Consider the following 21,804-nt stretch of genomic DNA (forward strand, 5'->3'; position numbering starts at 1 on the left):
TCTACCCACTTAAGTCCGTTGGGCCAATCGGGACGTCTGGCAGAGGACACAATACTGTGGATGGCGTTTCTGGGGGCTATACTCCGTCTTCTCTGGGGGTATATAAGCAACCAGAATATCAACGTATATATCCTGGTTCGGAGTGACGTTTGGTCAATGCCGGTCATCGAGTGTGACGTCGAAGAGGCCCGCCAGCGCTTAGAGGCTGCCGGTGCCGAATTCGCGGCGGGGAACTCCGACCACGAACTGTGGCACGCCGATCTCGGCGAGGCCCACGTCGTAGCGTACGAGGGAAAGGTCGTCGTCCAGGGACGTCGTCCGGCGGACGGCACGTCCGTCCTCGCGGACGAACGTTCGGGGCGGGTCCACGCCTACTTCGATGGGGCGTGTCGCGGCAACCCGGGACCGTCGGCCATCGGCTGGGTGCTCGTGGATGGCGACGGCATCGTCGCCGATGGCGGCGAGCGCATCGGTCGAGCCACCAACAATCAGGCCGAGTACGAGGCGCTCGTCCGCGCCCTCGAGATGGCCGATCGGTACGGCTACGACGAGGTCGAGATCAGGGGCGACTCACAGCTCATCGTCAAGCAAGTCAAGGGTGCGTGGAACACGAACGACCCCGACCTCCGCGAGTTGCGGGTCCGCGTCCACGAACTGCTGGAGCGCTTCGACGACTGGTCCATCTCCCACGTACCGAGGGAAGTAAACGATCGCGCCGACGACCTCGCGAACGAAGCACTCGACGATGCCTGAACACGACGAGGGTGACGCCAGCACTGGCGCGCCCGACGACCTGCCCCGCGAGGCGGTCGAGACAGTGGAGCGTCTGACTCGACTCGCTCGGGAGGCGGTGGACGACCGAGAAGCCTCCGCCTACCGCGACCGTCGCTCGGCGGTACTCGACGATTACGGGTTCACCGCCCGCGTGCGAGAGGACGAGAACGGAGCGACGCTGGTCTGCCATCCGGCGGAGTGGCTGGACGCCGACGGGGTCGTCGATTTCGAGGCCATCGACGACACGGACCGGGCGACGGAGGTCGTCCTCTCGGGACCGGGCGAACAGGGTGCGTGGGCCGAGGCCGAAGCCCGCAATCGCGACGTCGTCGAAGCCGTTCTTGAGGCGGAGGGATCGGTCCACGCCGCGAATGCGCGTGCGTTCGCCGACTTCATGGGCAATCACTACGCGAGCCCGATGTCGGCTGCGAGAGAGCACCACGTCCGAGAATTCCTCGAGGAGTACTATCCCAGGAATGCGTGGCCTACCGACGAGGAGCGCGCGGTCGTCGAGCAGTCGCTACGTGCGGTCTTCGAAAAAACCGAGACGCCGTATCCGCTGGACTGAGCCGTTCGGCGCCGATCAGGCCGAGTTCTCGTCGACGATTTCCTGGACCGCCGTCGCGCGTTCGTCGTCGATGACGAACTTCTCGAGGGTCCACTCGATGCCGTCGAGGACGGCCTCGTATCCGTCGTCGGTGAGTCCGTACTCGTTGGTCCGCTTGTCGAGTTCGCTCTTCTCCACGAGCCCCTTCGTCACCAGATCGTCGAGGTTCGGGTAGAGACGGCCGTGGTTGACTTCGTCGTCGTAGTACGACTCGAGTTCGCGTTTGATGGCGAGACCGTACCGGGGCTGCTCTGCCAGGACGGTCAGGATGTTCTTCTGGAACGCTGTCAGGTCGCGGGCGGTACTTCGCACCGCAGTTTGTGCCTCTGACATGGATACTGTCAGGAGACTAGGCTATTTAAGTTCTTCTTATTCCACACACAGGTTTGGTAGCCGACGACTACCGGGTTGGTTACCAGGTACCGACGTTCCGTTTCGTCGGTTCGGTGCGGGATAATTCGCCGACGAGCGGGCGGATGCGAAAGGTTCAACTCGATACCGGGAGACCGCTCAGTCGTCATGGCGAACCTATGGGAGGACCTCGAGACCGGACCGGACGCCCCGGAGACTATCTACGCGGTCATCGAGTGCCTGAAAGGCGAGCGCAACAAGTACGAGTACGACAAGGACATCCCCGCGGTCGTCCTGGACCGCGTCCTGCACAGCAACGTCCACTACCCCTACGACTACGGGTTCATCCCGCAGTCGTACTACGACGACGGTGACCCGTTCGACGTAATGGTGCTCGTCGAAGACCAGACGTTCCCCGGGTGCATCATCGAGGCTCGCCCCATCGCGCTCATGCGGATGGACGACGACGGCGAACAGGACGACAAGGTCATCGCCGTGCCGGAGGAGGACCCTCGGTTCGACCACATGGCGGACGTCGACGACATCCCCGAGCAGACGCGTGCCGAAATAGCGGAGTTCTTCGAGACGTACAAGAACCTGGAGGCGGGCAAACAGACGGAGACGCTTGGATGGGAGGACAGACAGACCGCCCTCGACGCCATCGAACACGCCCAGGATCTCTACGAAGAACAGTTCGGCTGACGGATCGACCGACTATCGATTCTGCGGTCCCTCGGCATCGACGTTGCATTGTTGGACGCCCGGGAGCAATCCGCCCAGACACCCCCCGGTGTAGCCGCGGAAGGCCGCCGCCACCCCGATGCCGAACGCCCACGATCCGGCCCACTCGCTCATGATGGCGACACCGAGGTACGGCAGGACTCCAACCACAATCGAGACGACCCCCACGCCGAACAGCAGGGGGCGATCCATACCCTTCGAGCGTCCACAGTCGGGCTCCTCGCTCATCGTTCGACCGTGGTTGCCGGGGCTACTTGACTGTGTGTATGCACGGGGGGAATACCACCGGCGCCGACCATGTATTATGCGCATGGGTAATTTCATGTGGGTAGGGACCATAGGTTCAGACGTGATGGCCGCAACGCCCTCCCGCCCCGGAATACACCACGTCACCGTCGTCCCGACCAACTTCGAAGAGACGGCCGAGGAGTCCGACGAGATGGATTCGAACTGAGCCACGGCACCGGACTGCTGGGCGAATCGGCCACGTTCTTCTCGCGTCGAGACGATTGGCAGACAAGAAAGTTCTTGTAGATTACGCCGATAGCCCCGGTCATGGGTCTATTCGACAGGTTGCGCGGTGGGGACGGGCCCCGGGTCGCGTTCATCGGCATCGATGGCGTCCCGTGGTACCTCATCGAGGATAATCCCGAGACGTTTCCGAATCTGACTGCCATCGCGGAGGAGGGGGCCGGCGGTCCGATGGACAGTATCGTCCCACCGGAATCGTCGGCGTGCTGGCCGTCGCTCACGACGGGCGTCAATCCCGGTAAGACCGGCGTTTACGGCTTCCAGGACCGTGAAGTCGGCACCTACGACACCTACGTCCCGATGGGACGCGACGTACAGGCGACGCGGCTGTGGGACCGTGTCCAGGAGGCCGGACGCGAGGCGACCGTGATGAACGTCCCCGTGACGTTCCCGCCGTCCCGGGAAGTTCAGCGGATGGTCTCCGGGTTCCTCTCGCCGGCAGTGGATACGGCCTCGCACCCGCCGGACTTTGCCGACTACCTCGAGTCCATCGGCTATCGCATCGACGTCGACGCGAAACTCGGTCACGAGGCGGACAAATCGGCGTTCATCGAGGACGCACACGACACCCTCGACGCACGGTACGAGGCCTTCGAGCACTTCGTCGAGGCGGACGACTGGGACCTCTTTTTCGGTGTCTTCATGACCACTGACCGGGTCAACCACTTCCTCTTCGAGGATTACGAGCGCGATGGCGAGTATCGCGAGGCCTTCCTGGAATTCTATCGGACCGTCGACGAGTACATCGGGGCCATCCGCGAGGCGCTGGCCGATGACGTCACCCTGGTGGTGGCCAGCGATCACGGCTTCACGACCCTGGACTACGAGGTCCACTTCAACACGTGGCTCGAGCAGGAGGGGTGGCTCTCCTACGAGGATGACGAGCACGAGGACCTCTCGGACATCGCCGATGACACCACGGCGTACTCGTTCATCCCCGGCCGGTTCTACATCAACCTGGAGGGCCGCGAACCGCGTGGCTCGGTGCCCGAATACGAGTACGAGGCCGTCCGTGCCTCGCTCAAGGAGTCCCTGCTCGGGCTCGAGGGACCGGACGGTCGGGCGGTCGTCGAGCGCGTCGTCGAGAAAGAGGACGCTTTCGAGGGCGAACACGACGACATCGCTCCGGACCTCGTCGCGATTCCGAACGACGGGTTCGACCTGAAGGCCGGCTTCAAACCACACGATGCCGTCTTCGACCACGGCCCGCGCAACGGCATGCACACCTTCGCCGAAGCGACGCTTCTCGTCGACGACCCCGACGTCGAGGTGCCGGTCGGAACGGACCTCTTCGACCTCGCGCCCACGCTCCTCGACATGCTCGAGGTCGACTACGACCGGGGCGATTTCGACGGGACGAGTCTGACGTAACCTTCCAGAGAGAACCGACGCGTCACCGCCTCAGAACAGGCCGTCCAATTCCTCTGTGTCGAAGGCGGCGGCCGGGTCCTCCCGCTCGACCGTCTCGTTGGCCTCTTTCGCGCGCTCCATGAAGGCGTCGATGCGGGGTGAGCGCGCGATGCCGGCGAGGACGACGATGACGCCGATGCGGTCGGACTGGAGCGGCAGGTCGCCACCGCGGACTTGCATGCTCTCGGTCTCCTCTTCGACCCACCGCCGCGCCCGTTCGACGCCCTTTCGTGAGATGCGGTCCGGCTCGCCTGCGACGATGACCAGGCCCGCCTCCGCCCTCGCGGTCTGCGGGACGCTCATGCCCGTGATGAGGGCTTTCCGGGTCGTGCTCGTGACGACGTTGATGTTCTCGCCGGGGTCTGGGGATGCCTCGGCAGACGCGTACCCGATGGCAGCCATGCCGCCGGCGCGGAGGGTGTTGATCACCTCGCTCGAGTCCACGACGGATTCGCCCACGCCCTCGACGTTCTCGCCGGCCGCCAGGACGAGTCCGATGCGCCGAGCGATAGTCGCGTTGATCGACTGGAACGATTCTTCGACGCTCTCGCCACTCGCGTGCCAGGCGTCGTTGTCGACCAGGAGGACCGAGTCAGTCTCTCGGACGAACGTCTTGAGCGACCGGCCAGCGTTCGCCTGGTAGATGGCGCCCTCGTTCCGACCGGGGAGGATGCCCAGACCGTAGACTGGCATCTCGTATACTCGTCGAAGTTCCCGGGCCAGGACCGGCGCGCCGCCACTGCCGGTTCCGCCACCAAGACCGGCGACGACGAAGATGGCCTCCGTCGACGGATCGACGATGCCGTCCAGCCCGCCCATCACCTCGCCGATGTCCCCCTGCATGATGGATGCGCCGAGTTCGTTATCCGCTCCCACACCGTGGCCCTCGACGCGCTCCTGGCCGATGAGCATCGTCTCGACGTCGAGCGGTTCGATGTCCGTTCGAGCGGTATTGACGGCGAGGACACCGCGGATCGCGCCGTAGCCCGCTTTCTGATCGGCATCCCGGATGGCGGTCGCTACCTTCCCCCCGGCCTGTCCAAGGCCGATCAACGCGGCTTTCATACCCGAGTGATAGCCGGCCCGGCCTATCAACGTTTGGCCCTCCGAGCCTTTTTGTATCGGGACCGGTCCACCCAGTCTCGATGCAGCGAACCCGGAGCCTCGAGAAGCGACTCGATGCGGTGGAGCGAGCGGTCACGGACGGGGAGGTGCCCGTCGCAGACGTGGAGGACGCGGCCGGACGTACGGCCCGCATCGAGCGCGTCGAGTCGCGACTCGATACGATGGAGGCACAGGTCGATGACCTCGAGGCGGCCGTCGCGGCCATCCGCGGCTACGTCGGCGAACTACGCCACGTGAACCGGGAGGTCGAACGGACGGCCTCCGCTGCCGTCGCCGCCGTCGACCGACTGGACGCCGGTTCGGGGCCCTCACCACCGATCGCCCGTGTCGACACCGACGAGCGGGTGGTTCCCGAGACGCTTCCGGCGGACGAAGCGCCGGGTGCCGAGGAGGACCGCGCGGTCCTCGATCGGCTGCGAGCGCTGCTGTGATCGTCCGTCTCGTCCTCGCGGCGGTCGTCGCGGCCGCACTCCTCGGGGCAGCGATGCCCGTTATCGACGACGCGAGACACGAAGTGGCGGCGACGGACGCGGACCGTTCGGCCACGGCGATAGCGGCCGCCATCACCGACATCCGCCGTTCGAGCGACCCCGCCCCACGAGGGGTCGCCGGCGCGAAGCGGATCGTGACCGTCGAGACAGCCGACGGGGCGACGATCACGGTCGGGAGCCAGTCGAACCGAACCGCAGCAGGCGCGCGCGAGAAGCGGACCGAACCAGGTTCGAGCGAGAATGGATCCGCGTCGGGGGCGAGCGAGAACCGAACCGGTATGGACGGACCGACGGACGACGTCATCTCGTATCGGGTGCCGTCAGGGACCACGGGCACCGTCGCGGTCGACGCGGACGTTCGCGTCGTCAAGAACGGGTCGGTTCGGCCCGACGGAGAAGGGCTCGCGCTCCGCGACGGGCAGCGCGCCGTCCTCCGACACGAACTGGTCGATGGGGACCCGACCGTGACGGTCGAGAGACTTTATCCCGGATGACCGGACCAGCCCGCCATATGTTCACCGAGTCCGAGGGCGGTTCGGAGTGTGCCTGCGAGCACGAATTCGTGGACGATCGACTCGTGGTCGACGCCGAGGAGTGCTCCGGCGACGGGGACCTCGCCACGGAGTCGGCGTGTCGCGCACACGTCGTTCGTTCGCTTCGCGAGCGTTCGGTCGCGGTCGTGCGCGTGGAGCGCGACGGCGTCGCGGTCTCGTACGAGGGCCGGGCCGCCCGACTGTTGTCGACCGCTGGAGCGTTCGCCGCCCGCGTCGCGGCGCGCGATGCCGAACTCGCGGAGCGGACCGAACGGGCACCACTCGCCGCCGCACGAGACGCCGCCAGTCGAGTGGGCCCGGTACGGGACCTGGCAACGGAGACGGGCTTTGTCCGGTATGCGGACTTGGACGACCTCGACTCTGTTCTCGTCGGTGCGATCGGGCCGTCGATCGCCGCCGCCAGGCTCGATCCCCGACCACCTGAAGACGCCCGGGTCCTCGCGTCACGGGTACTCGATTCCGGTGCCACGGCGCGGGTCTACGAGACGGATGGCGACCGTCGCTACCACCTGGAACCGCTCGAGTACACCTTCGGAGCGACGGCCTTCGCGACGCTGGAACGGGCCCACGCCGAACTCGCCACGCTGGAACCCGGGCGTCGGTCGGCACACGACGCAGTCGCCACCGTCGCGGGCGCCGACCAGCCCCTGGATGCACTGGGTCGCGTTCTCGCGAAACACACCCAGGGATACGGCGTCCTCGACGACCTGTTCGCGGATCCCCGCGTGGGTGAGGTGTACGTCAACGCCCCGGCCGACGAAACGCCGCTCCACGTCCGCGTCGACGGACGGACCATGCAGACGAACGTGCGACTGACCGAACGGGGTGCGAAACTCGTTGCCTCCCGCATCCGCATGGAGAGCGGCCGGTCGTTCTCGCGGGCCGACCCGACCGTCGACGCCCTGCTCACGGACGTCGGCGGCCGGACGGCAGTCCGCGTCGCCGGCGTCCAGCCCCCGGCGAGTGACGGCCTCGCGTTCGCCTTCAGGGCCGAGGCGACCGACGAGTGGCGCCTCTCCACGCTGGTGGATCTCGGCACGCTCTCGCCGCGAGCGGCCGGATTCCTCGCGACGGCGATGAGCCGTGGCGCTGCCGTCCTCGTCGCCGGACCACGGGGCGCCGGGAAGACGACGCTCGCGTCCGCGTTGCTCTGGGAACTGCCACGGGAAAAGCGACTCCTCGCCATCGAGGACACCCCCGAACTCCCGATACGATCGATCCAGGCGGCCGGTCGGGACGCACAGCGACTCCAGGCGGCACCGGACGACGCCGATCTCTCCCCCGCAGCGGCCTTGCGAACCGCGCTCCGACTCGGCGATGGTGCCCTCGCCGTCGGCGAGGTCAGGGGGCCGGAGGCCGCCGTCCTCTACGAGGCGATGCGAGTCGGCGCGGCGTCCAGTGCCGTCCTCGGAACCATCCACGGCGAGGGCGCCGACGGCGTGCGGGAGCGGGTCGTGTCCGATCTGGGCGTCCCGGCGTCGTCGTTTCGAACGACCGACCTCGTCGTGACCATCGTCCCGGACGGTGCAGACCGGCGGGTCGCGGCCATCGAGGAGATAACGGACGCTGGCCCGAGCACGCTCTTCGAACTGACGGACGACGGCGTCGAACCGACCGGGCGGATCGCCAGAGGGAACAGCGAATTCGTCGCCGCGATGGCCACGGCCTCGGAGTCCTACGCGGACGTCCGTGAGAGCATCGGGGAGCGCGTGCCGGACTTCGAGGCCGTCACACCGGCCGCCGATTCGGTGCCGCGTCCGGAGACGGTGACGCCATGACGACAGACGAACGACGTCGGTGCCACGGGCTGGCGGTGGCCGTCGAGGAGTCGATCCCCATCGACGACACGCCCGAACTCTCCCGACACCCGTGTCTCACCGTCGCCGGCGTGACCCTGGTTGCTGGTGCCTTCCTCGTCGTCGCGGGTAGTGTTCTGCTGGCGTCCGGGCCGGCCCGTGCTGCAGGAGTCGGATCCGGTGTCGCGCTGGGCGCGCTCGCGACGTACGGAACCTGGTTCGCGCCGTCGACGGTCGAGGCGTATCGCCGCAGGACGGCCGTCGGCTCGGTGCCAGAAGTGGTGGCCTACGCCGTGCTCCAGGCGCGGCTGACGCCATCGCTCGAACGGGCCGCTCGCTTCGCCGGGGAACAGTCGGGCGGGCTGCTCGGCCACGACCTCGCCACCGTGGGGAGTGGCGACGTCACCGGGCAGGCCGGATGGGAATCTTTCGCCGCCGAGTGGTCCGCGTACGACGAGTCGCTCCCGCGGTCGGTCGCTTTGCTCACCGCGGGGATCGACTCGGCACAACCGGCCCGTGATGCACTGCTCGACCGCGCCCTCGATACCGCCCTTTCGGGGTCCCGAGAACGAGTGGCGACTTTCGCGGCGTCGATCAGGGCTCCGGCGACGGGAATCTACGCTTTCGGTGTGCTCTTGCCGCTCGCGATGGTGGGGCTGCTCCCCGTGGCCTCGAGTGCGGGGGCCGGCGTCTCGCCCGCCGCCATCGCCGTACTGTACGATGGGGTCATCCCGATCGGTCTCCTGGCGGCGAGTGGTTGGCTCGCCGCTCGTCGGCCCGCCGTCTCACGCCCGCCCACCGGTATCGACAGTCTCGCGTCTTCACGATCCGCGACCCACACGATTCTTCTCGCCGCCGGGGCGGGCGTCACGGCAGGCGTCCTCGCGACCCTCGTGCTACCGGCCTGGACGATCTGGATCGTGGCGCCCGGAATCGCCGTCGGCACGGCGGCGATCTACTGGTTCGACCCGATCCGGAACCGCCGACGGCGGGTGGAATCCATCGAGTCCGGGATCCCCGATGCCGTTTCGCTCGTCGGGCACCGACTGGCGGCTGGCGACCCACTGGAGTCCGCAATCGCCGTCGTCGGGGAGCGGATGACCGGCGAGACGGCCAGCGTGTTCCGCGATGGGACGCGCATACATCGACGGCTCCGGGTGACTGTTCCCGAGGCGTTTACCGGGTCTGGCGGCGCTCTCTCCGCGTTCGAGAGTCGACGAACGGAGACGGCCGTCGCGCTGCTCGCCGCCGCAGCACGGAACGGCACGGCGGGTGGCGAGACCCTCGTCGACATCGCCGGCTACCTCCGCGATCTGGACGACGTCGAACGGGACGCGCGTCGTGAACTGTCGCGGACGACGGACACCTTGCGACAGACCGCGCTGGTGTTCGGTCCCGCCATCGCCGGCGTCACCGTCGCGCTCGCGACCGGCATGGGCTCGCTCGGCGAGCACGGCCAGGCCGTCCCGGTTCCCGCGCTGGGTGTCGCCGTCGGTGGGTACGTCCTGGCGCTCGCCGTCGTCCTCCCGGCGCTCTCCGTGGTTCTCGAACGGGGGTTCGATGGGGCGATCGTCGGCCACCGGGTCGGCATCGCGCTCCTCACCGCCAGCACCGTCTATCCCATCACGTTCCTCGCGGCCCGCAGCGTGGTACAGGTTTAAACCACAGGACCGGGCCACCCCGTCCCATGAACGCGACTCCCGCCGACGTACCGTTCGTCTGGATCGCCCTGCTCGTCGTCAGCGCGAGCGTCCTCGGTGTCGTCCTCTCGGTACCGACCGCACCGCCACCAGACGCCGACCGGGTGGCGGCCGCCATCGACGAGGTCGCGGCCACCGACCACGCCGCTGAGACGGTGATACCGATCGATGCGACGGCGGTCAGGATCGAACCGACGTCGATCGCCCTTCGAGATTCGGGCGGGTCGGCCCACGCGTCGCTGTACTTCGGGCCGGTCGTACCGGCGCAGCCCGGCAGTGACCTCGCGGCGGTGGCACGGGGGACGCGGCCCGATGCCCTGTATGCCACCCCGGCGGCGTTCGAAGCCGCTCTCGACCGAGCACACACCCGAGAGCACACCTGGCGAACGGCTGGCGACGAACTCCGAGTTCGTCGGGTCCAGTTCGGGGAGGTCGACGGTGTCATCGTCGGGTAGCAGGGCCCAGGTCGAACCGCTCCCCGCGCTCGTCGCGGTGAGCGCGTTCGTCGCCGCACTGGGGGTCTACGCGGTCGCGTTCCACGACGTGCCCACCGATACCGACCGGGACGTCGCGACGCAGGCGCTCGCGGCGGTGGTGGAGTCCGCGTCGACCGCCGGCGTTCTCAACCCGGCGGCGGTTCCAGACGACGGCCCGGGTGGCCACGAGATGGCGGTCGTCGTCCGGGCCGACGGCAGCGAGTGGAACACGGGCCCCGAACCCCCGGCCGATGCCAGATCGGCGACGAGACAGGTCCTCGTCGGCACCGATCGCGGTGAGCAGGTGGGGCGCATCAGGGTCTGGGTGTGGCGATGAACCGGGGTATCAGTACGGTCCTCGACGTGGGATTCGCCATCGTCCTGGTGGGCGCGAGCGTCGCGGTCCTCGCCGGCGTCCCCGCGACGGGCGTCGACCAGCAACCCGCCGTCCACGCGAGCGGTGGTGTCGCCGTTGCCGGCAGCACCATGACGGTGGAGTACGAGCGAGAAGACGATCGATCGGCAGTCGTCACACGGACCGTCGCGGGCCACGTTCGCGATGCGGCCATCGCACGGGACCAGGGCGTCGGGGAGCCGTACGTCAGTGCCGTCGAGGCGGACGTCGCCGATCGCATCGCGGAGACGGGGACGCGCACGCAAATCGTCGGCGCGTGCGTCGAGGACGGTCGTGCGTCGACGATGGGGCCTGAGACGAGACATGAGAGCGCAGACGCGGGACAGGACGCCGGGACCGTCGTCGCTGGTCCCGCGCCACCGACCGGGGCACCGGTCGACGCGACGGTGTATCGCTGGAACGAGTCCGCAGTCCCGACTTCGACGGCGTGCCAGCCGGTCGTCGTCGTCCGGAGCTGGTCGCCGTGACCTTCGTCGCTGACGAGCGAGGCCGCGTGCCGTTCGCGCTCGTCGCGGCGCTGTTGCTCGTGAGCAGTCTGACGTACACGAGCGGCCTCGTCCACGAGGAACCCGCGGAACCGGTCTCCCCCCGACTGGTCGAGGAGGCGACCGCCGAGGCTCGCATCCAGCTCGGGAGCGTGGCACAGACGGCCGATCGGAACGCGGCGGCCGAACCCGTGACGACCGTGGCGACGACCCGACTCGGCCGGCTACTCGCCGACGACCCGTTCGAACGCTCCCTCGAACTCCGTATCGCCGTACTGGCTCGCCAGGACGTCGTCGCGAATCGCACAACCGACGGGTCCACCGTCGATGTCACGGTTCCACCGATCACGGACGAAGCTGACGCCCGCCGCGCGCTCGGGGAAGTATCGACGACTCACCTCACCGACGACAGATACCGCGTTCGTCTGGAGAACGTCTCCGTGACGGTCCACCGAGATGGGCGTGTCGTGGACGACGACACCATCGCCCTCGAGACGACGGTCGCGCTCCCCTCGATGGCCGTTCACCAGCGTGCACGGACCTTCGAGCGCCGACTGTCGGCGGGGGTCACTGAAGCAGGCCTCGAGCGAGGACTCACCACCCGTCTGTTCGCACTGGCCTGGGTTCGTGGCTACGCGCAGTACGGCGGCGCACCGATATCGAACGTCGTGGCGAACCGGCACGTCGGCGTCCTCACGAACGACGCCCTCGTCGACCAGCAGGTGGCCACCTTCGGCCGGGCCGACCCCGACAGCCGGCGCGGCGTGGCCCGGGCGGGTGCGGACGTCGCCGTCGCCGACGGGGTCGGCGGGATGGAGAGTCTCATCTCCGCCGAGATGGGGCCCGACGACGAGGCGGCCAAACCCGAGGGTGCCGCGTCACTCGGGGCCATCGATACGCCGTCGGTCATGGACGATTCCCACGAGTATGACGTGGGCCGCGGTGCGGACGAGGCGTTCGTGGACTTCGTCGATGGAAGCGGGCTGGACGACGCGCTCTCGGCGGCGTATCGGGCTCGGATCCGCCCGGCGGCCACGGCTCGACAGACCGACTATTCGGTACGCCACGGCGGCAGTCGACCGGCGAACGGGACGCCTCAGTTCTCGTACACGACGACCGACAGAACGGTCAGCGGAGACGACCGGACGGCCGGTCGGGGATCGACGGTGCTCCGATACGATCGGACGGTCACGGTCACAGAGACGGAGTACACCTACTGGATGGTCAACCGGTCGGTCGTCGCCACGACGAGTACCGAACGGGAGCGCACCTACGACGTCTCCATCGACGTCCGCTGTCGCTACGACGCTCCCGACGCTCCGGGCGGTCGCGTGACCCGCGAGTGCCCATTCGGGGGGACGGCACGGGCCGACCTCGAAGGCGAGGCGGCCAGCGCCATAGCGGGCCGGTTCGGCGGCGTGGATTCGATTGCCGAAGACGCCGTCCGTGGCGACCCGTCGTACCGGTGGCGGGCGGTTTCCGTGGATCCGCCGCGACGGGCCCGTGAGCGAGCGTACGCTTCGACCGCCGACCTGCGAGACGACCTTCGGGACGTCGACGTCGCGGTCGAACCAGCATCGATGGCGTCGACGGCGAATCCGGCGTCTCGGCTGTCCGAGACCGTCCATCGGCGCCACGACCGGCTGGTGGCAGCCCCCCGATCCTATCGCTCGGCCGCCGCGGTGGCGGAGTTCGTCGCCAGAGAGCGGTACCTCGACGCGATGGAGGCCGACCTCGACGACCACTCGTCGACGTTCGCCGGGATGCAGGACGCGCTGGGGGACGTGATGGCCGACCACGCGGTCCCGAGTGAGCCACCTGCGGGAGAACCCGACACGCTCTCTCCCATCGCCTCGTCCGTCGAGGCCGAACCACGGTACCTGTCGCTCGAGGCCCAACGGGGGTCGCCCAACCTCGCCGCCAGGAACGTCAACGTGTTCACGGTTCCCTACGGGGACGTCGCGGACTCGGTCTCGGGAGTCGTCGGCGGGGACGAGGAGTCGACGTCGCTCTCGACGGCGACCAGCACCCTCGTGGCCACGAACCGCGCGCTCGCCGAGGAGCCCGATCCGCAGTTGCGTGCCGAACGGGACGGACTGCGCGAAGCGATCCGTCAGTCGCTCGACGCCGTCCGCGAGGAACAGCGACGGGCGCTTCGGGAGGGCGCTGGACTATCACGGACCGAGGCGACCAGGGCTCTCGATGCTGGATACGACCGCTACGGTTCGACCGCGGCGCGGGCCACCGCGATCGTCGAGGGGACGATCTCGGGCGACGTCGCGGCGTCGCTTCCCGACTCGCTGTCGGCGAGCGAGCGTGACCGTGCCCAGGTGGCACTGCGGGTGGCGACGACCGAGGCGCGAGACGCAGCGTCGGTCAGCGTCGACGAATCTACCGTCTCCGCCGCGACCGATCGATTGCGCCCCCACGTCCGCGAGGGCGTCGACCAGGCGGTTCGGGTGGGGACCCATCGTGCGGTGTCGCTGGGGAAACGGCGGGCGATGCGCTCGGCCGCGGCCGAGATCCCTGCTGGACTCCCGCTGACGCCCGTTCCGGGCCAGTGGTACGCGACGGCGAACGTCTGGGTGGTCTCTGTCGAGGGCGGTTACGACCGATTCACCGTCGAGACGCCGCGGACGACGCCGATTCACGGCGACGACGGGACGGTGTCGTACGTCCGCGAATCGGCGGCCGTGACACTCGACGTCGACGGCGACGGTATCGAGGAGACTATCGGCCGGAACGAACCGATCGACCTCTCCGCCGACACCGGGGTCGTCGTGGTGGTCCCGCCAGGTCCCGCCGGTGTGGGTGATACGAACGGGGTCGCCGACGAACGGTCCCCCGGCTGGTGAGACCGGGAGCAACATCCCCAATACCCCTGCCAGCGTATGGGCGGGCATGCTCCTGGATCCGATCGACGCTCCTGCGGAAACGACGGCCGAGGACCTTCATCTCGCGTACCTCGAGGAACTCGCCGCGGTCGTCTCGGACGTGGGCGTCGACGAAGCGGCGGACCGGACGGGGATTCCAGCAGATACGCTCGCGGCGCTCGTCGCCGGTGAGCAGCCCCAACTCGTGCTGGACGACGCCGCGGCGATACTGGCGCTGACCGACGACTGGCCGGACGCGGACGTGGTGATGCTCGAGATCCGCGACTCGATCATGCTAGGGATGAGTTCGGCGGTCCTCGACGTCGACGCACTCGAGCGAGCACTCGACGACGGGCTGGACGCGAAGACGATCCAGCAGATGATAGAGGGACGCCGGCCGTTACCACTCGCGACCTACGCGGCCATCGCGTTGACCATTCGCCGTGAGAACGACTACGCCTAGAGCTGTTTGTACTCGGCTCCACAGTCCGGACACCGACGCACGGCGTAGATCTCGTCCGGGTCGTCCTCGCGGTTGAGTTGCGTTCCGCACGCGGAACACACCAGTCTATCGTAGGTATCCCGTTCCAGTTTGCCGGCCCGGAGGCCCTTGCGTACGGATTCCATACCGACAGTGTGTTCCGGGGTGGCAAAAATACCGTGGTCATTGCCACCAGTTCGGACACCGCTGTGGAACCGCAACGTTTGAGCGATCCAGGTCGGTACCTCGCGACGTGAGCATGCGAGTGGTGGCCGACGGGGAGACCGCGCGGATCCACGTCTTCGGATCGCTGTGCCTGCTCGTCTTCCTCGTGAACTTCGGCCGCATCGTGTTCGCGCCGCTGCTGGACCCCTTCATGGGCACGTTCGGGGTCGGCGAGGCGACCGTCGGACTGGTGGCCACGCTGGCCTGGCTGGGCAGTGCGGTCCCTCGTCTGCCGACGGGCTATCTCCTCCTGTATCTCGACCGCCACCGGGTGGTGTTACTGACCGGCCTGCTCCTCGCGGCGTCCTCGGCGTTCACCGCGACCGCGGAGTCCATCCTTCACGTGGGCGTCGGGGCGTTCGTCATGGGGAGTTCGAGTGGTGCGTACTTCGTCGCCGCCAACCCGCTCGTCAGCGAGCTGTTCCCGGACCGGGTCGGGCGAGTGATCGGGATTCACGGCACCGCATCGCAACTTGCTGCGGTGGTCGCACCGCTGTCCATCGGTCTGGTCATCGCGGTGTCCACCTGGCGGATGGTCTTCTGGGCGTTGAGCATCGTCGCGCTCGTCGGGACCGCCGGGCTGTACGTCGCGGCGAGGCGTGCCACCCTCCCGACGGTGCAGTCGGGCGAGCGCCGGTTGCTCCAGTCGGTCAGGAACCAGTGGCCCATCGTCCTCACGGGGGTCGCCATCATCGGCGCGACCGGCTTCGTCTGGAACGGGTTCTTCAACTTCTACGTGAGCTATCTGACTGCGACCAAGGGCATCGGGCTGGGAACCGCCCAGACGCTGTTGACCGTGGTGTTCGCCGCGGGCGTCCCCGCGTTCTGGTACACCGGCCGACTCGCCGACCGCGTGAACCACGTGACGCTGATGCTCGCTATCCTGATCGCTTTTCTGAGCACCCTCCTCGTTCTGACGGCCGTCCAGTCCTTTTTCGCTGTCGTCGCGGTGTCCATCGTGCTTGGGTACGTCGTCCACAGTCTCTTCCCAGCGCTCGACACCTACCTCCTCGACAACCTCCCGGACACCGACCGAGCGAGCGCCTACGCCGCGTACAGTGCGTCGATGATGCTCATCCAGGCGGGAGCGAGCGTGGTGGTCGGGTGGCTGGTCGAGAACGGCTTCGCGTACGACACCGTGTATCGGTCCTTCGCCGTCGGACTGTTCGTCATCTTCGTCGTCCTCGTGTGGCTGCGCCGGGCGGACCGGCTCCCGGAAGCGGCCAGGACCTGACCTGTGGCCCACTCGGCCCCGTGGCGGTTCACCGCCGGAAGGTAAATCCTCCTGGCGGTCGGGTATCAGGACATGGAGTACACGCAGGAACGGGTCGCCACCCTGCACGATTTCGGCGACGCGGACCCGGCGTTCGCGCCCCAGCGGGCGGCCCTCGTCGTCCCGATGACCGACCGGGACGCCGGCAGCCTCACCGCGGACCGCCTCTTCTCCTCGCTCGAGGACCTCGGGCTCGCGTCGGTCATCGCGCCAATCCGGGCTCCCGAAACGCGCGTCCCGTCCATCGTCGAGTGGGTGGAGTCGTTCGCGGTGGATATCCAACCGATCTGGTGTAACGGCCCCGCACTCGAAACGCTGCTGGCAGACCACGGCCTCGATGGCGTCGCGGGGAAGGGCCGCGACGTCTGGGTGGGCATGGGACTGACTGGCGGGATGGATCACGTCGTCTTTCACGACGCGGACGTCAAGAGCTACGAGCCCCGGGACATCCGGAAACTCCTCTCGCCGCTCGAGGGGGACGCCGCGTTCACGAAGGCGTATTACGCCAGGATCGAGGACGGCAACCTGTACGGACGGCTGTTCAGACTCCTCTACGAACCGCTGATCGCGACTCTCGAACGTGCACGTCCGGCACCGATCCTCGACTACCTCGGTGCGTTCAGGTACGCCCTGGCCGGGGAATTCGCGATGACGACCGACGTCGCCCACTCGATGCGGGTGCCGCGTCGATGGGGACTGGAGGTCGGGACGCTGGGCGAGGCCTACCGGACGGTCGGCTTCGAGGGCACTGCCCAGGTCGATCTCGGGCGCTACGAACACGGCCACCGGGCGGTGTCGGGTCCAGAGGGGCTCTCGACGATGGCGGAGGGCGTGGCGGAGACGATGTTCAGAGTCCTGGAGGACCAGGGGGTCGAACCGGCGTACGGGGAACTGGTCGCGTCCTTCGAACGAGCGGGCCTGCAGTTCGTCCGCCAGTACAGCGCCGACGCCCGATTCAACGACTTCCAGTACGACGAGGAGGCCGAGCGTAAACAGGTCGAGGCGTACGCGCAGGCGATAGCGCCGCCCGGACCGGACGACCGGTTGCCGGCCTGGTCGACGACCGACCTGGACCCGACGACGCTTCTCGAAGTCGTCCGCTCCGACCTGAATCGGGCACAGTGAAGTCTCTTGACGAAGAGTGCACTCGTATGCACATCGACGCCGACGAATTGGCCGGCATCGTCGATCTGTTCGGGCTCCTTTCCCGGTCGGCGCTCCTGGACGCCGTCCGCGAACTGGCCTTTCGCCGCGACGTCCCCTTCGACGCCGCGGAGACCGAGGCGGCCATCGACGACGCCGTGGCCTCGTTCGTCCTGGTTCAGTTCGAATACCAGGGCGAATCGGTCCTCGTTCCCGGACCGACGGCGTTCCCGATGCTCCCCGAGGGGGCCGAGGACCTTCCACACATCCTGGACGCCGAACGTCGCGACGTCGACCGGTCGGTTCTCGCCGACCCGATCCGCGACCGACTCACGCAGGCTGCCGCGCAGGTGCAAGACTCCGAGCGGGCCCACGAACTGCTCGACGTGACCTACGATGCGGAGGCCTGGACAGACGTCGATCTGGCGGCCGTCCGTGAACGGCTAGAACGGGTTGCCGAAGCGGGCCCCGGGTGAGTTAAGGCCTTCCACCGGCTGGAATGGAACATGGACCTGGGTCGGGTGGCCGAACACACACCCCGGATCATCGAGGACGAGGACCGCGACGCGGCGGTACTCGTCCCCGTCATCCGGCGGCCCGACGGCCATTACCTGCTGTTCATCAAGCGTGGCGATCACCTCGGGGAACACCCCGGACAGATGGGGTTTCCGGGTGGTGGCCACGAACCGAGCGACGACGATCTCAGCGAGACCGCCGTCCGTGAGGCGGGCGAGGAGGTGGGACTCCAGCGGGACGAGATAGCGTTCGTCGGCCGACTCGACGATACCAGGACGACGTCTCGATACGCGGTGACTCCATACGTGGCCCGGATCCCGGACCGCACCTATCGACCCGACGAGCGAGAGGTCTCCGAGGTCGCCATTCTGCCTATCGATGCGCTGACCGACCCCGCGAACTACGAGGTCGAACGGCGCGAACATCCCCGCTATGGCGAGGTGTTCGTTCACTTCTTCAGGGTAGACGGCTACACCGTCTGGGGGGCCACTGGGCGGATGCTCGTCCAGTTCCTCGAACTCGCGACGGACTGGCGGCCACCCAGCGGCGTCGAACACGTCGTCGATCCGGAGGCCGACCTCCGGACCGGCGGTCCGTGACGTGAACGGTACACTTATACCCGTGGCCAGGATACGACTGGATCACATGGTCGCAACGACGATGGATCGAGTTCCGGCACGGCACTGATTCTCTCACTACGGCGGTAGTACACGGACTCGGCGGTGATGGTCGATGTTGAGTAGCCGAGAGGCCATCGGCCAGACCTGCGCGGAGACCGGTACGAGAACGCTCGTCGAGGAAACCTGTCTCGACGGGGTCGCCCTCAAACCGACGGAGGTCGACATCGATAGCGCCCACGAGGTCCCGCTGGGGACGTTCACTGTGGACTACGAGGGACACGAGCACGTCCCCGACGTGGCGACGCTCGAGCGACTGGCGGCAGACCGGGAGGTCCGCGTAACGGTCCCCGTCCGCGCCGACGGGTTCGACCCGCTCGGTGATTCGAGCGCCTTCGAGGCGCTGCCAGAGACGGTCGAGATCGTCTTCGTCGCCGGGAATCCCGCCTACCTCGAGGAGCACGAGCAGCAACGAGCGGTCGCCCCACGACTCGGCGCGGCCGTCGAACGGGTCTCGAACGCCTGGGTCGGCACGGAGGGTATCGAACGTCTCGCGCTCGCCACCGGGGCGACGCAGTTCGAACTCCTCTCGCGGACCACCGAGCGGACCGTCCACGCGCTCCGGTCGGCTGGCTTCGGTGGCGACGTCGCGGTGTACGCGCCGACCGTGTTGTCCGACGACGAGGACGCGATCCTCGACGCCGTCGGCGCGTACGTCTCGCGTCGGAAACCCGTCGCCCGGGCGCTGCCCGACGACGCACCCACCGACAGCACCGCGACGGGACGGGCTCGCTCGGTGCTTCTGGACGCAGCGACGGACTACGCGCTCGTCGGTTCGCGAGAGCGCGTTCACGCGCACGTCGAATCGCTGCGAGAAGCCGGCGTCGACACCGTCGTCGGCTACCCCGCACGGGGCCTCGACGAGTTCGTCGGCTGATTCAGGCGTCGCTGTCGTCGACGTCGTCCTCGCCGGCTTTCGGCAATCGGACGTGGAGTGTCCCGTCCTCCTTGAGCGTCGCCTGCGTTCGCTCCAGGTCGACGATAGCGTCCTCGGGAAGATCTGCGCGTCCTTCCAGTGCGAGCCCGCGGCCCGGGAATCGCATCTCGTAGCCCTCGTGGAAGGTCCTGAATCGATCGACGCGGACCTCGATTCCACCGGCCTCGTACCATACCTGGACGTCGGTGATCGTGGCACCCGGGGCGTCGAAGATGACGAGGTAGGCCTCCGGGTTCTCGAGGAGGTCCGAGCGCAGCGGCGTTGCTTCGTGGAAGCGCGACGCGACCTGGCCGACGGTGTCGACGACGGCGTCCCCGATGCGTTTGACGGGACGGGTGAGGGGCACGTTACTGGTCATGGGGTACCTCCTGACGGCGCTCCGTCGGAAACGACGTCGCCGTCGGTGGTATGGGAAATCGTTGGCTCGCCACGGGCTTAAGCCCGGGGGCCGGGGAACGCCCGGCTTATATCCATCCGTGCCCAAACCCGCCCGATGACTGATCCCGGTGACCTCGCGGTGACGCTCGTCGACGGGTACGTCGACGAGCCGGCACACTTCGGCGTCCCGCCATACGTGTCGACGTATCCACGGTACGTCGCGGGTGCGCTCGTGGACGTCGGCGTGCCCCCGGCGAACGTCACCTACCACACCATCGACGCCCTCCGCGAGGAGCGGGGGCGGTGGGCCGACGTCGACGACGCGGATCTGCTCGTCTACCTCGGGGGGATGACGGTTCCGGGACGGTACGTCGGCGGCACGCCCGCCGAACCGGAGGAGGTCCGCGAGATCGCGTGGACCGCCTCGGGCACGACCGTAATGGGTGGCCCCATCAGGTTCGGCGTTGGCGAGGAGAACGCGGGTGCCATCGAGACCGAACGCGACGACCTCGACTTCGACTACGTCGCAGGTGGGGACGTCGAGGCTGCCATCCACGATCTCGTCGCAAACGGACTCGAGGGATTCAACCGCCGGTATCGAACCGTCGAGGAGGGATCGCGTTGGGCGCGCAAGGGTGCGTTCGTCGTCGAACAGCACCCCAACTTCCCCGAGTACCTCATCGCCGAACTCGAGACGTCCAGGGGGTGTGCCTACCGCTGTTCGTTCTGTACGGAACCGATGTACGGTGATCCGACGTTTCGGTCGCCCGATTCGGTAGTGAGTGAGGTTGCCGCCCTGTACGACCGCGGGGTTCGTCACTTCCGCATCGGTAGGCAGGCTGACATTTTGGCCTACGGCGGCGACGGCGAGGCTCCGAACCCAGACGCGCTCCGCGACCTGTACACGGGCATTCGCGAGGTGGCGCCGGAGCTGGGGACGCTGCACCTCGACAACATGAACCCGGTGACGATTACGGAGTATCCCGAGGCCTCCCGGGAGGCCATCGGGATCATCGCCACCTACAACACGCCCGGCGACACGGCAGCCTTCGGGGTCGAGAGCGCGGACCCCGTCGTGCAGGCCGAGAACAACCTCCTCGTTACCGCCGACGAGGCGCTCGAGGCGATCCGCATCGTCAACGAGGTCGGCGGATGGCGACCGGGCGAGGAGCCTGCCGACGCACCGACGACTGGCCCGGATGCGAGTCGACGACTTCCCAAGTTGCTCCCCGGTATCAATTTAGTCCACGGGCTCGCGGGCGAGCGCGAGGAGACCTTCGAGCACAACCGCCGGTTCCTGGAGCGGATCCTCGAGGCGGACCTGCTGGTCAGGCGGATCAACATCAGACAGGTGATGGCCTTCGAGGGGACGGAGATGGCCGAGACGGGCGCCCAACTCGCCGCCGACCACAAGGGGCAGTTCAAACAGTACAAGCGGGCCGTCCGCGAGGAGATCGACAACCCGATGCTGCAGCGGGTGGCCCCTGTGGGAACGATCCTCGAAGACGTCCACCTCGAGTACCACGACTCGGGGACGACGTTCGGGCGCCAGCTGGGCACCTACCCGTTGCTGGTCGGCATCCCGGGCGAGCGGGACCTCGGCCGCGTCATCGACGTCGCGATAACCGACCACGGCTACCGCTCCGTCTCCGGGGTCCCCTATCCGCTGTCCGTCGAGACGGCCACCATGGACGAACTGACGGCCATCCCCGGCATCGGCAGCGGGACGGCTGGAGACGTGATCGTGGGTCGGCCCTACGACTCGCTATCGGCGGTCCCAGGCGCCGATGCACTCGCTCCCTTCGTGGCCGACTGAGGGTCACACCGAAACCCGGACCGGGAGTG

Annotated in this window: 24 protein-coding genes; 19 read left to right on the plus strand and 5 right to left on the minus strand. The window is 67.8% G+C overall.

Annotated features, from left to right (window positions below):
* Nucleotides 1-156 precede the first annotated feature (156 nt).
* Nucleotides 157-753 carry a ribonuclease HI gene (gene rnhA / locus HSRCO_RS04630; RefSeq protein ID WP_259519250.1) on the plus strand — a complete coding sequence of 199 codons (597 nt, stop codon included), beginning with the start codon at nucleotides 157-159 and terminating at the stop codon, nucleotides 751-753.
* The gene (locus HSRCO_RS04635; RefSeq protein ID WP_259519251.1) at nucleotides 746-1,342 is read left to right on the plus strand and encodes a rnhA operon protein; all 597 of its coding nucleotides are present in this window, start codon (nucleotides 746-748) and stop codon (nucleotides 1,340-1,342) included. Before rnhA ends, HSRCO_RS04635 begins: the two co-directional genes overlap by 8 nt.
* Before the next feature lie 15 nt (nucleotides 1,343-1,357).
* Here the strand turns inward: HSRCO_RS04635 and HSRCO_RS04640 are convergent, their stop codons facing one another.
* Entirely contained in the window at nucleotides 1,358-1,714 is a 357-nt protein-coding gene (locus tag HSRCO_RS04640; RefSeq protein ID WP_259519252.1) for a PadR family transcriptional regulator, read from the minus strand.
* Between the two features lie 186 nt (nucleotides 1,715-1,900).
* Between HSRCO_RS04640 and HSRCO_RS04645 the strand changes: the two genes are divergently transcribed.
* Nucleotides 1,901-2,434, plus strand: a complete 534-nt coding sequence (locus tag HSRCO_RS04645) for an inorganic diphosphatase (RefSeq protein ID WP_259519253.1) — start codon at nucleotides 1,901-1,903, stop codon at nucleotides 2,432-2,434.
* Between the two features lie 12 nt (nucleotides 2,435-2,446).
* On the opposite strand, the gene HSRCO_RS04650 is transcribed toward HSRCO_RS04645, so the two are convergent.
* A complete protein-coding gene (locus HSRCO_RS04650) occupies nucleotides 2,447-2,701 on the minus strand; it encodes a hypothetical protein (protein ID WP_259519254.1) in 255 nt (84 codons plus the stop codon).
* 327 nt (nucleotides 2,702-3,028) lie between these two features.
* Between HSRCO_RS04650 and HSRCO_RS04655 the strand changes: the two genes are divergently transcribed.
* A complete protein-coding gene (locus HSRCO_RS04655; RefSeq protein ID WP_259519255.1) occupies nucleotides 3,029-4,375 on the plus strand; it encodes an alkaline phosphatase family protein in 1,347 nt (448 codons plus the stop codon).
* Between the two features lie 30 nt (nucleotides 4,376-4,405).
* Here the strand turns inward: HSRCO_RS04655 and HSRCO_RS04660 are convergent, their stop codons facing one another.
* On the minus strand, nucleotides 4,406-5,479 hold the full coding sequence (locus HSRCO_RS04660; protein WP_259519256.1) for a tubulin/FtsZ family protein: 1,074 nt from the start codon (nucleotides 5,477-5,479) through the stop codon (nucleotides 4,406-4,408).
* 80 nt (nucleotides 5,480-5,559) lie between these two features.
* Here HSRCO_RS04660 and HSRCO_RS04665 point away from each other — a divergent pair, with 80 nt between their 5' ends.
* The 9 genes from HSRCO_RS04665 to HSRCO_RS04705 are packed head-to-tail and all read left to right on the plus strand — an operon-like array spanning nucleotide 5,560 to nucleotide 14,792.
* A complete protein-coding gene (locus HSRCO_RS04665; protein WP_259519257.1) occupies nucleotides 5,560-5,970 on the plus strand; it encodes a hypothetical protein in 411 nt (136 codons plus the stop codon).
* Nucleotides 5,967-6,524, plus strand: a complete 558-nt coding sequence (locus tag HSRCO_RS04670; protein ID WP_259519258.1) for a hypothetical protein — start codon at nucleotides 5,967-5,969, stop codon at nucleotides 6,522-6,524. Before HSRCO_RS04665 ends, HSRCO_RS04670 begins: the two co-directional genes overlap by 4 nt.
* Before the next feature lie 17 nt (nucleotides 6,525-6,541).
* The gene (locus tag HSRCO_RS04675) at nucleotides 6,542-8,362 is read left to right on the plus strand and encodes an ATPase, T2SS/T4P/T4SS family (RefSeq protein WP_259519259.1); all 1,821 of its coding nucleotides are present in this window, start codon (nucleotides 6,542-6,544) and stop codon (nucleotides 8,360-8,362) included.
* Nucleotides 8,359-10,041 carry a type II secretion system F family protein gene (locus tag HSRCO_RS04680; protein WP_259519260.1) on the plus strand — a complete coding sequence of 561 codons (1,683 nt, stop codon included), beginning with the start codon at nucleotides 8,359-8,361 and terminating at the stop codon, nucleotides 10,039-10,041. The genes HSRCO_RS04675 and HSRCO_RS04680 overlap by 4 nt, the downstream gene beginning before the upstream one ends.
* Before the next feature lie 26 nt (nucleotides 10,042-10,067).
* Nucleotides 10,068-10,535, plus strand: coding sequence for a hypothetical protein (locus HSRCO_RS04685; protein ID WP_259519261.1), 468 nt, complete (start codon nucleotides 10,068-10,070; stop codon nucleotides 10,533-10,535).
* Nucleotides 10,519-10,893 carry a hypothetical protein gene (locus HSRCO_RS04690; RefSeq protein ID WP_259519262.1) on the plus strand — a complete coding sequence of 125 codons (375 nt, stop codon included), beginning with the start codon at nucleotides 10,519-10,521 and terminating at the stop codon, nucleotides 10,891-10,893. The genes HSRCO_RS04685 and HSRCO_RS04690 overlap by 17 nt, the downstream gene beginning before the upstream one ends.
* Nucleotides 10,890-11,438 (plus strand): hypothetical protein, encoded by a 549-nt coding sequence (locus HSRCO_RS04695; RefSeq protein WP_259519264.1) that lies wholly within the window; start codon nucleotides 10,890-10,892, stop codon nucleotides 11,436-11,438. The genes HSRCO_RS04690 and HSRCO_RS04695 overlap by 4 nt, the downstream gene beginning before the upstream one ends.
* The gene (locus HSRCO_RS04700; RefSeq protein WP_259519265.1) at nucleotides 11,435-14,311 is read left to right on the plus strand and encodes a hypothetical protein; all 2,877 of its coding nucleotides are present in this window, start codon (nucleotides 11,435-11,437) and stop codon (nucleotides 14,309-14,311) included. Before HSRCO_RS04695 ends, HSRCO_RS04700 begins: the two co-directional genes overlap by 4 nt.
* A 46-nt stretch (nucleotides 14,312-14,357) precedes the next feature.
* Nucleotides 14,358-14,792 (plus strand): DUF5791 family protein, encoded by a 435-nt coding sequence (locus HSRCO_RS04705; protein ID WP_259519266.1) that lies wholly within the window; start codon nucleotides 14,358-14,360, stop codon nucleotides 14,790-14,792.
* Here the strand turns inward: HSRCO_RS04705 and HSRCO_RS04710 are convergent.
* Nucleotides 14,789-14,956, minus strand: a complete 168-nt coding sequence (locus HSRCO_RS04710; RefSeq protein ID WP_259519267.1) for an HVO_0758 family zinc finger protein — start codon at nucleotides 14,954-14,956, stop codon at nucleotides 14,789-14,791. The two genes, HSRCO_RS04705 and HSRCO_RS04710, sit on opposite strands and share 4 nt — an antisense overlap.
* Nucleotides 14,957-15,069: 113 nt before the next feature.
* Between HSRCO_RS04710 and HSRCO_RS04715 the strand changes: the two genes are divergently transcribed.
* The 5 genes from HSRCO_RS04715 to HSRCO_RS04735 all read left to right on the plus strand — a co-directional run bounded on the left by HSRCO_RS04715 (nucleotide 15,070) and on the right by HSRCO_RS04735 (nucleotide 19,521).
* Nucleotides 15,070-16,269, plus strand: coding sequence for an MFS transporter (locus tag HSRCO_RS04715; RefSeq protein WP_259519770.1), 1,200 nt, complete (start codon nucleotides 15,070-15,072; stop codon nucleotides 16,267-16,269).
* 72 nt (nucleotides 16,270-16,341) lie between these two features.
* Nucleotides 16,342-17,433, plus strand: coding sequence for a glycosyl transferase family 2 (locus tag HSRCO_RS04720; RefSeq protein ID WP_259519268.1), 1,092 nt, complete (start codon nucleotides 16,342-16,344; stop codon nucleotides 17,431-17,433).
* A gap of 26 nt (nucleotides 17,434-17,459) precedes the next feature.
* Nucleotides 17,460-17,927 carry a hypothetical protein gene (locus HSRCO_RS04725; protein WP_259519269.1) on the plus strand — a complete coding sequence of 156 codons (468 nt, stop codon included), beginning with the start codon at nucleotides 17,460-17,462 and terminating at the stop codon, nucleotides 17,925-17,927.
* Nucleotides 17,928-17,957: 30 nt separating this feature from the next.
* Complete coding sequence (locus tag HSRCO_RS04730) at nucleotides 17,958-18,566, plus strand: CoA pyrophosphatase (protein WP_259519270.1); 609 nt, start codon at nucleotides 17,958-17,960, stop codon at nucleotides 18,564-18,566.
* Between the two features lie 133 nt (nucleotides 18,567-18,699).
* Nucleotides 18,700-19,521: a luciferase gene (locus HSRCO_RS04735; protein WP_259519271.1), complete on the plus strand. Its 822-nt coding sequence runs from the start codon at nucleotides 18,700-18,702 to the stop codon at nucleotides 19,519-19,521.
* Between the two features lies 1 nt (nucleotide 19,522).
* Here the strand turns inward: HSRCO_RS04735 and HSRCO_RS04740 are convergent, their stop codons facing one another.
* On the minus strand, nucleotides 19,523-19,939 hold the full coding sequence (locus HSRCO_RS04740) for an Hsp20/alpha crystallin family protein (protein WP_259519272.1): 417 nt from the start codon (nucleotides 19,937-19,939) through the stop codon (nucleotides 19,523-19,525).
* A 135-nt stretch (nucleotides 19,940-20,074) separates the two neighbouring features.
* Between HSRCO_RS04740 and HSRCO_RS04745 the strand changes: the two genes are divergently transcribed.
* Nucleotides 20,075-21,775: a radical SAM protein gene (locus tag HSRCO_RS04745; protein ID WP_259519273.1), complete on the plus strand. Its 1,701-nt coding sequence runs from the start codon at nucleotides 20,075-20,077 to the stop codon at nucleotides 21,773-21,775.
* Nucleotides 21,776-21,804 lie beyond the last annotated feature (29 nt).

Source organism: Halanaeroarchaeum sp. HSR-CO, assembly GCF_024972755.1.
GTDB lineage: Archaea > Halobacteriota > Halobacteria > Halobacteriales > Halobacteriaceae > Halanaeroarchaeum.